12 protein-coding genes are annotated in these 15777 nt (G+C 31.8%); 7 read left to right on the top strand and 5 right to left on the bottom strand.

The genetic code is table 11. The features are described from left to right. The first annotated feature begins 253 nt into the window (after positions 1-253). Positions 254-1522, top strand: a complete 1269-nt coding sequence (gene spoIVB / locus J5Y03_RS04275) for a SpoIVB peptidase (RefSeq protein ID WP_322099546.1) — start codon at positions 254-256, stop codon at positions 1520-1522. 745 nt (positions 1523-2267) lie between these two features. After that, entirely contained in the window at positions 2268-3056 is a 789-nt protein-coding gene (spo0A, locus tag J5Y03_RS04270) for a sporulation transcription factor Spo0A (protein WP_209402869.1), read from the top strand. Between the two features lie 395 nt (positions 3057-3451). Here the strand turns inward: spo0A and J5Y03_RS04265 are convergent, their stop codons facing one another. Next, the gene (locus J5Y03_RS04265; RefSeq protein ID WP_209402867.1) at positions 3452-3664 is read right to left on the bottom strand and encodes a hypothetical protein; all 213 of its coding nucleotides are present in this window, start codon (positions 3662-3664) and stop codon (positions 3452-3454) included. Between the two features lie 238 nt (positions 3665-3902). Then, positions 3903-7220 (bottom strand): glycosyltransferase, encoded by a 3318-nt coding sequence (locus J5Y03_RS04260; RefSeq protein ID WP_209402865.1) that lies wholly within the window; start codon positions 7218-7220, stop codon positions 3903-3905. Between the two features lie 477 nt (positions 7221-7697). Between J5Y03_RS04260 and J5Y03_RS04255 the strand changes: the two genes are divergently transcribed. The 3 genes from J5Y03_RS04255 to J5Y03_RS04245 all read left to right on the top strand — a co-directional run bounded on the left by J5Y03_RS04255 (position 7698) and on the right by J5Y03_RS04245 (position 10487). Further along, positions 7698-8630 carry an ArsR/SmtB family transcription factor gene (locus J5Y03_RS04255; protein ID WP_209402863.1) on the top strand — a complete coding sequence of 311 codons (933 nt, stop codon included), beginning with the start codon at positions 7698-7700 and terminating at the stop codon, positions 8628-8630. After that, entirely contained in the window at positions 8623-9894 is a 1272-nt protein-coding gene (locus tag J5Y03_RS04250) for an MFS transporter (RefSeq protein ID WP_209402861.1), read from the top strand. Before J5Y03_RS04255 ends, J5Y03_RS04250 begins: the two co-directional genes overlap by 8 nt. 101 nt (positions 9895-9995) lie before the next feature. Then, positions 9996-10487 carry a ferritin family protein gene (locus tag J5Y03_RS04245; RefSeq protein ID WP_209402859.1) on the top strand — a complete coding sequence of 164 codons (492 nt, stop codon included), beginning with the start codon at positions 9996-9998 and terminating at the stop codon, positions 10485-10487. Between the two features lie 552 nt (positions 10488-11039). On the opposite strand, the gene bacA is transcribed toward J5Y03_RS04245, so the two are convergent. Together bacA and J5Y03_RS04235 are read right to left on the bottom strand one after the other, a co-directional pair. Then, the gene (bacA, locus tag J5Y03_RS04240; RefSeq protein ID WP_209402857.1) at positions 11040-11840 is read right to left on the bottom strand and encodes an undecaprenyl-diphosphate phosphatase; all 801 of its coding nucleotides are present in this window, start codon (positions 11838-11840) and stop codon (positions 11040-11042) included. A gap of 130 nt (positions 11841-11970) precedes the next feature. Continuing rightward, positions 11971-12126, bottom strand: a complete 156-nt coding sequence (locus tag J5Y03_RS04235; RefSeq protein ID WP_209402855.1) for a YycC family protein — start codon at positions 12124-12126, stop codon at positions 11971-11973. Positions 12127-12340: 214 nt separating this feature from the next. Here J5Y03_RS04235 and J5Y03_RS04230 point away from each other — a divergent pair, with 214 nt between their 5' ends. Further along, positions 12341-13063, top strand: coding sequence for a glycerophosphodiester phosphodiesterase (locus J5Y03_RS04230; protein ID WP_209402853.1), 723 nt, complete (start codon positions 12341-12343; stop codon positions 13061-13063). 57 nt (positions 13064-13120) lie between these two features. Here the strand turns inward: J5Y03_RS04230 and J5Y03_RS04225 are convergent, their stop codons facing one another. After that, positions 13121-13366: a DUF2627 domain-containing protein gene (locus tag J5Y03_RS04225; protein WP_209402851.1), complete on the bottom strand. Its 246-nt coding sequence runs from the start codon at positions 13364-13366 to the stop codon at positions 13121-13123. A gap of 194 nt (positions 13367-13560) precedes the next feature. On the opposite strand from J5Y03_RS04225, the gene J5Y03_RS04220 reads away from it, so the two are divergent. Beyond that, entirely contained in the window at positions 13561-15669 is a 2109-nt protein-coding gene (locus J5Y03_RS04220) for a sigma-54 interaction domain-containing protein (RefSeq protein ID WP_209402849.1), read from the top strand. The last annotated feature ends 108 nt before the right edge of the window (positions 15670-15777 follow it).

The following is a 15777-nucleotide window of genomic DNA, read 5'->3' as shown; positions in this document are numbered from 1 at the left end:
ACCTGAAATTATTCAAAGTGATTTGGAGTTTTTTTATGATGAAAAAAGTTTTTTAAACATGATGATCTATTATTTGAAACATACTAAGACGGAGTAAATTCTTGATAAAATCTTTTGCGATAAATTCATTCAAACTCATTTCTTCCAATATCTTTTCATTTTTTGACAGTCATATTTTTTTTTAAGAAAGCTCACATTAAACTTACAGCCCAAGGTGGCTTGATTATAAAATAAAAAGGAGAGTGATTTGTTTGTGATCAATTTTGTTAAAAACAAATTTTTAAATGTAGTTCTCCTTTTTTCAATTTGCTTTATTGGCGTTGTTTATCATACTCAGCAGATGAAAGTATTAAGTTCAAGTGAAATTAGTAAGAAGAAAACGTTGAATCAGCAAAATAGTAATAAATATAAAACTGTATATCAAGAAAATAAAATAAAAAGCAGTAATATTTTAAATTCAGTCAATAATAGGGAAACTTATTTTGAAAATGGCTCTTTAAAAGCTAATAGTAATAATAAAGTCCATAGTAATATTAAAATAATACCTGGTGGACAATCAATTGGAGTAAAATTAAATTCTGTAGGAGTTCTAGTAGTTGGTCATCACTTGATCTTAACGGAAGATGGACAAAAATCGCCAGGTGAAATTGCAGGTATACAAATTGGTGATATGATTATTAAGATGAATGAAACAAATATAGAAAAAATGGCAGACGTATTACCATTTATTCAACAAGCGGGAAAAAATGGTGCACCAATTCACATAACAGTTAAAAGAGAAGGCAAATACTTAAATAAAATATTAAAGCCTTTAAAAGATAAAAATCAAGACTCTTATCGAATTGGTTTATACATCAGAGATTCTGCTTCAGGAATTGGAACAATGACATTTATTGATCCAAAAACATTGAAATATGGTGCACTCGGTCATGTTATATCCGATAGTGATACTAAAAAAGCAATAGAAGTTGAAAATGGAAAAATTTTGTATTCAACTGTCACTTCGATTGATAAAGGAACAGATGGGTCACCAGGTGAAAAAATTGCACATTTTGCTGCTGAACGTGGAACTATTGGAGATATCACAACAAATAGTCCATATGGGATATTTGGAAAAGTAAATGAAAAAATTAATAATGGTATCTATTCAAAACCAATTCCAATTGCACTTTCAGATGAGGTTAAAGAAGGGCCAGCAAAGATTTTGACTGTTATTCACGATAATAAAGTTGAAGCTTTTGATATCCAAATCATAAGCAGTATAAAACAAAAATTCCCATCAACTAAAGGTTTAATATTAAAAGTAACTGATCAAAGACTACTGAAAGAAACAGGTGGAATAGTACAGGGGATGAGTGGATCTCCAATCATTCAAAATGGAAAATTAATTGGAGCTGTTACTCATGTTTTTGTAAATGATTCAACTAGTGGATATGGAGTTCATATTGAATGGATGCTCAATGAAGCAAAATTACCGATATACGATTATTCAGAATCTGAAGAAAAGAATATAGCGAGTTGAAAAATATCCTTTCGTGTGTATACGCGAAAGGTTTTTGCTTGAAAAACTTATGAGAAAAAATGAGCTGATTTTTTATAATTTGCTCTTTAATTAAGATTGTTGCTTTAGGTTATGTAATATAAAAGACAGAAGTTGATTTAAACGGAAGGGTGCTGGGCTTCTGTGGGAGATGCGGGAAGGCTGAGACCCTACAGGAGCGTATGAGACGAGGAGGCTCAGTTCACGCCCCACGGAAAACTAACACCATGGAGAGGAAATCAACTTATACATACTGAAATAACAATAATATATACGAAAACAGCCTTTATAAAAGATTGCTCGTTTTAAAAAAAGATTTTGTTAAAGCATTCTGTAAATAAAAATTAATTAGAGCGATAGAGAGACTATTGTGATAGCATCAGTACAGGGTGAGATCCTAGAAGAACATTTTAATTAGGAGAATTGGTTTTAAAAATAGTTTAATTTTAAAAAAATACTAAATTTTACCTTTTTTATATTTTATATTTACAAAAATCGTGTGAATATGCAGAATTTTATAGTACAATATACTTAATATAGAAACCAAATGAAAGATAATTACATAAGTTAAGTCGAATACTAGAAGAAAATGAAGAAAACTATCTATTTTAATAAAAATATTCAGAATTTATAATTAACATTAGGGAGAAGCTTTTATTGTCGAAATTTTCGGTAAAAGGTTAACTTAGAAATAGTAAATAGTGATGAAGTATGGGGAGGAACGGCTGTGGATAAAATTAAGGTAATGTTAGTGGATGATAATAGGGAATTAGTAGTCATGCTTGAAAATTATATTAATGCACAATTAGACATGGAAGTAGTAGGAATAGCTTACAATGGTTCAGATTGTATACCACTTGTAAAAGAGAAAAAACCAGATGTACTTGTATTAGATATTATTATGCCACATTTAGATGGAATTGCTGTTTTAGATCGTTTGCGTTCAGGTATAGTTGAGAAGATTCCAAATGTCATTATGTTAACAGCGTTTGGTCAAGAAGACGTTACGAAAAAAGCCGTAGACCTAGGTGCATCTTATTTTGTTTTAAAACCATTTGATATGGAGCATTTAATTAATAATATTCGTCAAGTTGTTGGGAAGGGATCGTCACTTTCAAAGCGCTCTACACCTTCATTAGTATCTAATTTTGAAAATAAACCACGTAATTTAGATGCTAGTATAACAAGCATTATTCATGAAATTGGAGTTCCTGCTCATATTAAAGGATATATGTATTTACGAGAGGCAATTTCTATGGTGTATAATGATATTGAATTACTAGGGTCTATTACAAAAGTGTTATACCCTGATATTGCTAAGAAATTCAATACAACCGCAAGTCGTGTAGAAAGGGCAATTCGCCATGCAATCGAAGTTGCTTGGAGCCGTGGGAATGTTGACAGCATCTCAACTCTTTTTGGTTATACAGTAAGCATGTCAAAAGCAAAACCGACAAATTCAGAATTTATCGCAATGGTTGCTGATAAACTGCGTTTAGAGCATAAGGCTTCTTGAAAGGATTTAAATTAATATTATCTGATTTGATATATTAAGTAAGTTTTTTGCACTCATTTTATTTACACATAGTATATAAAATTTAAATTCAACACCTTTCCTTTTGCAAGGGAAAGGTGTTATTTATTTTTTTGCTACCCTGAAAAAACATCTTAAGAGAATCATTATAGGACGAATTTTTTTTCATGGTCCATGGTGGGAATTTTATTAGCATGGATGTCTTTTTTCTAAAAGAATATTAATTTAAAAGACAGAAGTTGATTACAATGGAAGGTGCGAGACTCCTGTGGGAATAGCGGGAAGGCTGAGACCCCGCAGGAGCGTATGCGACGAGGAGGCTCAGCTCACGCCCCACGGAAAGGGAGCATCCTGGAGTTGTAATCAACTAACGCATTCTAAAATCGTTCAACTGAACTAGTGCATGAATCAATTTGGAATTCTGCTAATTCAACATCAACTTCACATTCATCAAAATTAACTACATAAGGAAGATCACTATTTCTGTGTATCTCCTTAATGACAATATTACTACCTTGATGAGCAATTTTACCATTATTAAAGTTAATGTCTCTATTTAAAGTTAAATGTTGGCCTTTTTCATAATGCATAAATGTTCTCCTTTCAAAGTAATATATTTATTTTAACCATTTATCAATTTAAATAGTAAGTATCAGTATATATTTATTTCTTGACAGGTCATCATATGATATTAAAATGTATATTTTTTTAAAAAGTTTTGTGACGAATTTGAAGAAAAGTTTGATTGCAAATTAAGTAGGAGAAGTTTATATAGGTGGTAGAAATGAAAAAAGGGTATGGTTATCTACAACCATACCCTTAAAAAAACTAATTATTGTGATGTTCAGTGTTTTCTACATTACCACTTCTTTTTAGCTTATTCCATCCAACTGCCACACCTTTAATTGAGGCCAATATAGATTTGAAAACTACATATGTCATAAATTGACGATAGATAAACCTTTGCACTATTAATGATAATAATGGTTTAGGATTCTCTTTTTCTAATCTGAAGGCAAAGTATGATGTACCTAAATCAAAGATAAAGAAAGCTAAATAGAATATTAATACTTTTAATGGATCACTACTAAATAATCCAATGAACATTAGTAAATCAGCAAAAGGTGAAATTAAATTTGAGAAATATTGGAACAACCACATATTTGGTAATCCAATAAATCCTAAAGTTTTATTTTTCTTATTGAATAATCCAGAACGGTGTTTCCATAAACATTGAAGTGTACCAAATGACCAACGGAAACGCTGTTTGATTAAGCTTTTTACATCTTCAGGTGATTCAGTATAAGCATAAGCTTTTTCTTCGTAAACGATTCGATAACCATTACGTAATAGAGTTAACGTTAGGTCTGTATCTTCTGCAAGTGTATCTTCACTTAAACATCCTGCTTCTTGTACTCTTTGTTTATGCCAAGCACCCATAGCTCCTGGTACAACCGTAATACAATTTAATTCATCAAAAGCTCTTCGTTCAAGGTTGAAGCCTGTAATATATTCCACGTGTTGCCAATTAGTTAAAATATTTTTTCGATTTCCAACTTTTACATTACCTGAAACGGCAGCAACATTTGGATCTTCAAAGTGTCGTACCATTAAAGAAATTGCATCTTTTGAGATTAGAGTATCAGCATCTAAAGAAACAACAATATCTCCACGTGCTTCTGCATATCCTAGGTTTAAAGCAGTAGCTTTACCACCATTTTCTTTTTGAATTAATCTTACTTGTTGGTTATCAGAGAAGGCATCCATAATGACTTTGGACGTCTGATCTTTTGAACCATCATCAACAATAATGACTTCAAAGTTTGGATATTCACTTTGAAGAATAGATTTTATTGTCTTTACAATAACCTCTTCTTCGTTATAGGCTGCAATTAACACGCTAACGAAAGGCTGAACTGGAATACTTGAAAATGTTCGAGAACTATATCTTCTTTTTTGTTTTAATGCGAAATACATTAAGAAAATTCCTCTAAGAACACCTAATACGATAGCTGTATAAAAAATCCATTGTAAAGTTGTAGTGAAATAGTCTGCCCCATAAAAAACTAATTTGTCATATAAAATGAAGAACTGATCTTTTAAAGGTACAGGTGGCATTATATCACTACGTTTTTTACCTAATAAGTCAGAAACTGTTACAAATTGGTATCCATGTTTTTGTAAATTCTCAATAATAATTGGTAATGCTTTAACTGTATTCGTGCGATCTCCACCAGCATCATGTAATAGGATGATATGTCCATCTCCATTATAAATTGGTGTAAGCACATTATTAACGATTTCTTTAACAGGTGGTCTTGCCCAGTCTTCAGGGTCAACTTTTTCTCCAACCATTGTGTAATTTAATTCTTGAGCACGAATAATTGGTACAAGCTCACTTGCTAAATAAGGCTCAGCATCAGCTTCGTATGGTGCTCTAAATAATGTTGTTGAATGTCCTGTTAACTCTTCAATTAATCTTTGTGTAGCATTAAGCTGTAATTTTGTTTCAAAAGATGAAACGGTCGCTACGTTAGGATGAGTAAACGTATGATTTCCTATCTCATCCCCAGAATTATATTCGCGTTTAATAATACTTGGATTATTTTCAGCATTTTGTCCAATTACAAAGAAATCGGCTTTTACATGATATTTGTCTAATATATCTAAGATTTGCGGAGTATATGTTGGATCCGGTCCATCATCGAACGTTAATACGACTTGTTTTCCTTTAGGCTGTCCATATCGCTGAACTTCATATGTGACAGGTAGTTTTGTGTACTGTTCATTCGTAATATATCCATTTTTATCTACATTAAAATCTCGATAACCTTGTTTGATAGTGTTCGTGACTCGTAATATTTCACCTTGTCCATAATACTGAACTCGTTCATTACTACTTAATTGGTGTAATTCATTTAAAGTATCTTTTGTATCGTTAGAATGTTTGATTTCCTTCCAAATACTAGGATCTTCTGCTCCTAATCTCCATAGGGCAATACCTTTTGCATTTTCATACATAGAAGTTTGAAGTTGATTATAAAATGTTACTCCATCTAAAAACCAAACAATATGAGTTTCTCCCTTATCTTTATAAATGATATAAGGATTGCCACTTTGCCCGTTCCATTGAATTTTTACGTGAGAATCTTTTACTAGTTGGATTACATCAGAAAATGTTAATGGATCTGCTGGATCTTTAGAACCAACTGTCCAATCATATCCATAGTTACCAACAGAAACAATAAGTTTATCCGCTGGGATATCTAAATTACTAAGCGTAGTTTTGAACCAATTGTTTGAAGCGATTGGTCCAGCAGGTCCTCCGCTATAATGTTCGTCATACATCATGACAATGACACGATCATCTGATTTAGATAAAGCTTTGTAATCAAAAGCTTTATCATCACTTGGAACGTCTTGAGTAACTTTTAAATGGTTTTGATGGAAGACGTTAGAAAGTAATGACATAAATTGAGTTAATTTTTCTTTATCGCCTTCTGGTATAGCTTCAAAGTCAATATTAACTCCTGCAAAATTGTTAGTTTTAATCGATTTTTCGAGATTATTAATAAACTTCATTTGTGTATCAATAGGTGAATTTAATAAGTTGTGAATTTCCTTAGTATCAAATGCTCCATTACTGAAGTTATTAATTAATGGAAGTAATTTTACATGATGTTTGTTTGCATATCGTACAATCGATGGATCGATTTCATTACTAAATGTAAAATTAGGTTTTAAATGATACCACTCAGGAATTAAATTCGTAATTGAGCGCACGTTTTTTTCAAATGAACTAGTACTATTTTCATCCCAGTTTACATAAAAAGCGTATGTTTCTTTTTGTACACTTTTATGATTATAAACATGTTGTAAGTGGTATTTTGATGAATTGTCTTTTTTTAACTCATATTTCAATAGTTTTTCACTTATCTTTGCATCAACAGGGAAAATATTATTATGATGCTCAGATCTTAATTTTAAGTTTTTTAAATGTGAAGTTGATAGGATACTCTGAAAGAAAAAATAAAATACAATAATTGATATTACTAATAAAGTACCTATTAACCAATTAAATATTCGTTTTCTTTTACCATGAGCATCATAAAAAATAAATGATGGTTTATCCTGCTTTTTTTTCATTTTTTTCTCCCTTCATTGTTATATCTATACTCAAGGAAAGTATTTTGAATTGATTTGCAAACTTAGTATAAAAGAGTACAAAAGCGTGGGCAATATGATTTGGCTAATAAAAAAGTTAAGTATTTCTTTATGTTTTTTAATATATGGGTAAAAATCATATATGGTAGAAAATGGATTAAGATAAGTTTTTTTAATTAAAATAGATAACTCTAGTAAAAAGGGTGCAAAAAAATTATTAATATCTGTAATTTTCATTCCTATAATAATGAGAGAATTTTAATTAAAATTAATAATTTGAATATTTTTTACAACTTTATAAGATAGAAAAAGGCTTTAACTTAAAATGAAGCCTCTTCATATTTTAAAGATTTCTAGAACAAATAAAACTTCGAATTCATATTTTTACAAAAATATTGATAAATAAAATAATTCGGAATAATATAAAAATAAATTATTGTTCGATGGAGGTCGAACCAAATGGGGTATGAAATTTTAATTGATTTTTGTCCTGCATATGAACTAATTGTTAGTTTGTATGCTTTTTCACAAGTTAAAAAGCATAAGACAATCGATTTAGGTAAAAAGTGGGTGAATTCTGTAAAACAGCTTCTTCCTTCTGAATTTATTGAAGAAATTAAAGAAAGTGAGAGTATTGTTCGTGAAATGGGGTTAGATTTGTTAGTCGCATCTTGCCCAGGAGATCGGTCAGCAATACAGTTTATTGAATGGTTAAAGTCATTGTCTACCGAGAAGATTAAATTGTTAATTAGCGATTATTTCGAAAAAGTCCCTGAAGATTTATCTGAAAGAAAAGAAAAAATGATTTCAATACTTACTAAGTGGAATGAATATTACTTTTCAACTATTGATCAAACAATCATTATCAACTTGGCGATGGATAAGGCAAAAAAGCTTGAATTAAAAAAGTCAATGAGTCCGGAAAATTTATTTGAATTGGCTACAAACGGTATACATCAATTAACTACACCAGATTTGAAAACAGTCCGACTAATTCCTCAATTTCACCTAAGTCCAACAAATAATAGCATACATTACAAAAGTCATATCACTTGTTTTTATCATTGTGACGCTAAACCAGTCCAAGATGGACTACCCAGTCAACTGTTATTACGTCTCACTCAATGTTTGGGAGATGAAAGTAGGTTGATGATTCTTCGTTATGTTTCTGAAGGACCTAAGGAATTTCAAGATTTAGTAAATTTCACTGGTTTGGTCAAGAGTACTGTTCACCATCATTTAGTGGCACTAAGAGCAGCTGGGCTTTTACAAATTGAAGCTTCAGGTAGAAATACGAAGTATCGTTTGCGAAGGGGCGGGATCGAAAAGTTAAATGAGTTATTAAAAAAGTATCTTAATTTCTCATATGTGGAGGATGACGTTGATGAATAAACCTTTTTGGTTCTTGTTTTCTGCACAAACAATCAGTTCATTTGGAGATTATTTTGGGATTCTTGCATTACAATGGATTATTTATAAAGAAACTGGTTCACTATTGGCGATGGGGAGTTTAATGCTTACTTTTGGTATACCCGAAATTATCGTTCGACTTTTAGGAGCTCCTATTATCGATCGGTGTAACAAACCAAGGTTAATGGTATTACTTGATTTTTTTCGATTTCTTGCTTTTTTTGCACCTGCAATTTTAGGGATATTTGGATGGGTAGCTATATGGCCTATTTATGTATCTGCATTCTTTATCGGTACGTGTACTGCGTTATATAACCCTGCAAGTATGTCAATTCTTCCTTCTATTATAAAAGGAGAAAAGCTTGTGCGTAGCAACTCCTTATTAGATACGTCTATGTATGCTTCTGTTATTATAAGTCCTGGTCTAGCAGGAGCTTTTATAAAATATGTTGGAGCGTATCAAAGTCTTCTTGTTGATGCAATTAGCTATCTATTAGCCGCAATTTTAGTTAAGAACCTTTCATCTTATATTGAAATTAAGAAAAAAGAAAAAAACATAGTAGGTATTAAAGGTTATTTGACGGAAATGGTAGAAGGAATAAAGTTTTTTAAATATGCCCCGGCACTACTAATTGTTATGTTGGTTGTAGCTGTAAAAAATATGAGTTCAATGGCATTTTCTACTATGGTCTTGCCTTTTGGTCTGAAAATTTTACATCTTGATACCTTTCAGGTAGGGCTTCTTTCTTCGGCTACAGCAGTTGGATTATTAGTAGGATCACTAATCGTGGCTGCAATTGGTGATATGAATAACCGTCGTATGCCAATGGTGGGGAGCTGTTTCTTTCAAGGGATATTATATATGACGTTAGGGTTTACGAAAATTTATTGGGTAGCAATGATTGTGTTTTTCTTATTAGGTATTTGTGGACCATTTTTTGGTTCGTATAGCTCATCGATATATGGAAGGCTTGTCCCTGAAGAATTAAGAGGTCGTGTGATGTCAGCAAGACTATTGGTTGGCGGCATGCTTCAACCAGTTGGAAGTTATCTAGGAGGAGCTGTATCTAGTCTTTATGGAATACCCTTCCTATTTATAGGTGCTGGAATAGTTCCAGCTGTAACCGCATTTGTAGCCTATTATATTCCTAAACTAAAAGATATTGATGGAGAATTAACCGAACTATTTATTCCTACAAATCCTACAAAATCTCTTCAGGTTAAAAACGAAACCCATAGTCTTTAAATCTTAATGAGTAATACGGAATGGAGTGCCTTTCAAAAAGGGCAAAAATAGGTAACGCGCATAGTATATAAAGCAATTGACTTTTTTAAGAAGGTGAAAAAATGTATAACATTCCTTTAGGTAATCAGTATCCTAGTTATTTTGTTTATCAAACTGGATACTATGATTATGATTTAAGAAATTCTCAAGGCCAATTTGCCCAGGTTACTAAAGCGGTTTTGGATGCAATTATAGGAGAAGCAACTGCGATCGATTTTTACAATCGATTAATAAATGCTGCTCCAAACCAAAAACATAAAGATAATATTCATCATGCGTTAGAAGATGAAAAAATCCATTTACAACTCTTTACTGGGCTTTATATTACCCTTACAGGACAACAACCTGTTTATCAGATTAAAAAAGAGGAATTTAGTAATTATAATGAAGGTTTAAGAATGGCGTATGAAGATGAACTGGAAGCGTACGAAAATTATAGAAATGCTTATTTACTTACACAAGATCAGTATATTAGAGATGTTTTTTTTAGGGCAATGACTGATGAAAATGAACATGCAATAAGATTTGGTTTTCTTTCAATGTCACCAAGTTAAGTTTTTAAAGTTGGAAAATATTTGTGATTAATCGAACTGATAAGTGGTTGAAATAGAAAAATAAATATGCTATAATTTATATTCGCTACCAGTGAATAAAATATGTTGCTAATATTGCTTTAGGCATACGGAAGAAAATCGGGCACATTCCATGAGTGTCAACAATTTCAACCATCAAAAAAAGCAATAGTAATATCTAGAAAAGATTGTTGTGAAACAAGCTGCCTAATGGAACGGCCCTGGAGCCGAATTGCGAAAGAGAGGTAGGGCTTTCGCCAACAGACAACAATTTTAACTTTTAAACTAACTATATAATAATAAAAGGCTATTCGTTTACGTTGAACGAATAGCCTTTTATTTTTTGGCTCTTTTCTAAAAAAATGTTGCTTTTGAGATTTCAAAACAGAAGTTGATACCAATGGAAGGTGTGCGAGACTCCTGTAGGAATAGCGGGAAGACTCAGCTCACGCCCTACGGAAAGCGAGTATCCTGGAGTTGTAATCAACTAACTCATTCTAAAATAGCAACAATTTATACGAAAAAAGCCTATTTTTATACTAAGTATACTAGTGTGAAAACAATCGCAATAATAAAACGGTAAATAGCAAATGGTGTTAATTTGACTTTTTCTAGTAGTTTTAAGAAAAATACAATCGCAAGTAGTGCTACGATAAATGCAGTGATAAAACCGGTAATAAATAACGTTAAGTCTGAAGAGGATAGAACATTCCAGCTTTTAATTAAATCTACTCCGCTAGCTCCAATCATCATAGGAACTGCAAGGATGAAAGTGAATTCTGCCGCTGTTTTTCGATTTAACCCTAATAATAAACCACCAGCAATTGTAGATCCAGATCGTGAAAAACCTGGCCATAGCGCTAATACTTGGAAGCATCCTATTAAAAATGCTTGAGTATAAGATATTTGATCTAAATTTGTTGATTTTGGTTCTTTCGCAAAACGTTCAGCAACAATTAATAATATTCCGCCCGCAACTAATCCGATTACAACGTTTCTTGAAGAAAATAATACATTTTTAATGAAATCGTGAAAGACTACTCCAGCAAGTCCAGCTGGAATTGCACCTATTATGATGTGGATAAGATTTAATTTTGTTTTCTTATACCCGCTTGTTTTTATACCGACTACAGACCATAATCGTTTCCAAAATACTACTACTACAGCTAAAATTGATCCTAATTGAATAACAACTTCAAAAACAGTTGATCTAGGGCCCCCGAAATTAATTAAATCTGCTGTCAAAATTAAATGGCCAGTTGATGAAACAGGTAAAAATTCTGTTAATCCTTCAACCATACCCATAATGAGTCCTATTAACCAATCTGGTAACATATAGAATTTCCCCCCGTTATAAAATAAAAAATAATGACTAAAAGCCTTTATTATTTTACTTTATGCAACTAACTAAAGGAAGGGTTTGATCTAATTTTTACGAAAATTTAAAAAAGAATAGCCGATTAAGCTATTCTTTTTCAGATGAAGTAGTTGTTTTTTGCTCTAGTTCCATTAGTTTCTTCATTAATATATGCTGAGGCATGTGCATAAGCTGTTCAATGGGAATGTTTAATTTTTTGGAAAGTGTAATGGCTGTTTCAGGTGAAATTTGTAATGGTTTCATGTTTTCCCTCCTATTTTATTTATTCCGCATTAACGGGCAGTAAGACACCCACCTCAAGATTGAGAGGAAGGCGAGGAATAACTGCCCGTAAAAGCCCGATTGGGCGGGCTAACCATAAGTGGGGAAAGAAAAAAACCCCACTAATGGAAGTTTCACATTATTAATTAGTATACTATTAATAATGAATTGGTGCACTTAGTAAGGAGGGACCGAATTGGTACAAATATTTGGACATAGAGGAGCTGCTGGAACGTTTCCAGAGAATACAATGGTTTCATTTAAGGCATGTGAAAAGTTTAGAACTGATGGAATTGAATTGGATGTTCAACTAACAAGTGATGGTGAGATTGTTGTAATCCATGATGAAACAATTAATCGAACTTCAAATGGTAAAGGATATGTCAAAGATTTTACACTTTCACAATTAAAACAATTTGATTTTAGTAATAATTTCAAAGAAAAAGTAGGTTTTTGTGAAATTCCAACATTAAAAGAAGTTTTTGATTGGGCACAAAATAATGACTTTTATATTAATATTGAGTTGAAGAATGATAAAATTCCATATCATGGGCTAGAAGAACGTGTAATTAATTTAATAAGACAATATGAAATAGAAGAAAGAATCATCATTTCATCGTTTAATCATAAAAGTATGTTTAAGTTACATTTAATGGCTCCGGATATTGAAACTGGAGTTTTATATTATAGGAAAAAAAACGAACCATGGAAATTGGCAGAGGAATTTAAAACGAAAGCAGTACATCCTAACTATAAATCAATTACAGATGAACAAATTATTGAAACATTAAACCATCATATTGCTGTTCGCCCTTATACGGTTAACGATCCATTCATAATGAAAAGATTAATTGCATTGAATTGTACAGCTATTATTACTGATTATCCAGAAATAGCTGCGGAGTTAGTAGGTAAATAAAAAAGAGGGGCTATCCGGTATGTTCAATTTTGAAAGTAACGGATATGCCCCTTTTATTTATTTTTGAAATTTATTTTGGACTTTTCCTCGTTTTCGGTCACGGTATAATACAAAACTTCCTACTAAATAAAGACCAATTGCCAATGAAATGATTCCAAATATTAATTGTAAACCAAGTGAGCTAAATCCAAATGAATGGATGAAGAATAAAGTGTCTCTAATGAGTTTGATTCCTATAACTGCTAAGATAATTGGTGTAACAATTACAACAAAAGCAAGCATTCTTGTTAATGATTCTTTCATTTAACTTCCCCCAAGCCTGGATTAAAATGTCCCGAATAATCTCCCTATTCTCATATTCTTATACATAAATAGTGTTGTCAAGTATAGGGGAGTGTAGATGGACTACTAAAAGGAAAACGTTTTATAATGAAAGAGTATTGTGAGTTTAAATAAAAATCCTTATTCGATTTAAAATAAATGCAGTAGGTGATTTTATGAAGCAAAGAGTAATGATTATCGGAATGGGGACAGGCGGAACTGCGATTTTATCCTTATTGTTACCATCAGATTTATTTAAAGTAATTTCTGTTGTTGATTCCTCAGAAAATGCAATTGGGGTACCGATTGCGAAAAAATATAAAAAACCAGTATATAAAAATTGGAAAGACCAAAATCAAGATGAAATAGATATCATATTTGATACAACTGGCGATCCGATTTTACATCAAGATCTTCTTAAGAATAAAATGAATCATATCATATTAATTCCTGGTTCAATTGCTAAAATTGTTAAAAGATTAGTTGACGAAAAGGAATCACTCATTAAATTTATTAGTGAGAAAAGAAAGCAACAAGATTTGATTTTAAATTCAGCCCATGATGGAATGATTGTTGTAGATCGTAATGGAATTATACAGTTCTTAAATAAATCTGCAGAACTAATATTAAATATTCAAAAAGAAAATGCTATTGGAAGAGCAATTCTTGATGCTGTTCCAACTAGTCAATTACCTAGAGTTCTGCAAACAAAACAAAAGGAAGTAAATCAAGAACATATCTTAATAAATGGTAGTAAAATTTTTACGACTAGAATTCCAATTATTGATGATGATGGAATAATAAAGGGTGCATTTTCAGTATTTAAAGATGATACTGAGGTATTAAATTTAGCTCAAGAAGTAACAAGTCTTAAAGAAGTATATAGTATGCTTGAGGCTGTTATTCAAAGTTCGGATGAAGCAATATCGGTTGTTGATGAAAATGGTAAAGGATTGATTATTAATCCTGCTTATACACGTATAACTGGACTAACAAGTGAACAAGTAATAGGTAAACCTGCAACGATTGATATAAAAGAAGGAGAAAGTGTTCATTTAAAAGTATTAAAAACGAAACAGGCAGTTCGTGGTGTCAGAATGAAAGTTGGTAAACAAAATCGTGATGTGCTTGTAAATGTTGCGCCAGTATTAGTTGATGGAAAATTAAAGGGAAGTGTTGGGGTTATCCATGATGTGTCAGAGATCCATCAATTAACAAATGAACTGAATCGAGCAAGACAAATTATTCGAACATTAGAAGCAAAATATTCATTTGAAGATATAGCAGGTGAATCTGAAGGGATTAAACTTGCGATTATGCAAGCGCAACTGGCAGCAAATACTCCAGCGACCGTACTTTTAAGGGGTGAGTCTGGTACAGGGAAAGAATTATTTGCACATGCAATTCATAACGAAAGTGATCGGAAATACAATAAATTTATTCGTGTAAACTGTGCAGCAATCTCTGAATCGTTATTAGAAAGTGAATTATTTGGATATGAAGAAGGGGCATTTTCAGGAGCGAAAAGAGGTGGGAAAAGAGGGGTTTTTGAAGAAGCCAATAATGGAAGTATTTTTTTAGATGAAATTGGCGAGCTTTCACCTACAATGCAGGCGAAGTTGCTACGGGTTCTTCAAGAAAAAGAACTAGTCCGTGTCGGTGGAACAAAATCGATAACAATTAATGTCCGAGTTATCGCTGCAACAAATGTTAACTTAGAAGAAGCTATTGTAAAAGGTTCTTTTCGTGAAGATCTATACTATCGTTTGAATAAAATTCCAATATTTATTCCTGCACTTCGTGATCGATTAGGTGATATTTCTTTTATTAGTGAAATTCTCTTAGCGAAAATAAACCAAGATTATGGTAGGAATGTTGGACGATTATCTGAGGGAGCTATTCAATATTTAAAAGAATACCAATGGCCAGGTAATGTACGTGAATTAGAAAATGTCCTAGGTAGAGCTGTAATTTTTATGAAGCAATATGAGACGGTTTTAGAGTATCATCATTTTTCAGCAATGCCAATTGCTAGTAAGTCAATTGTAAAAGAACCAAATGTTTATTTACCGAATGACAATGTCCCGCAGGTTGAGAAGCCAAAAATAGAAGAAATTACAAATTTAGATGGCATGGTGACATTATACGAAGGTGAAATAATTGAGAGAGCTCTGGAGAAAAATAACTATAATAAGACAAAGACAGCTAAAGAGCTTGGAGTGTCTGTTCGGAACTTATATTACAAATTAGAAAAATACAATAATGCAAAAAATAGCATGCAATAATTTGCGTGCTATGATATTTTTTGCAGAGTTTATTTTAAAAATATGGTAAAAAAGTAATAAATTAGTACCAAGTGTTAGAATTAAGTGATATAATAATTGATGTCAAAA

It is taken from the genome of Gottfriedia endophytica (assembly GCF_017814275.1).
GTDB classification, from domain to species: domain Bacteria; phylum Bacillota; class Bacilli; order Bacillales; family Bacillaceae_G; genus Gottfriedia; species Gottfriedia endophytica.
Note: the sequence above shows the minus strand (reverse complement) of the source record. Positions and strands in the feature narration are given on the sequence as shown.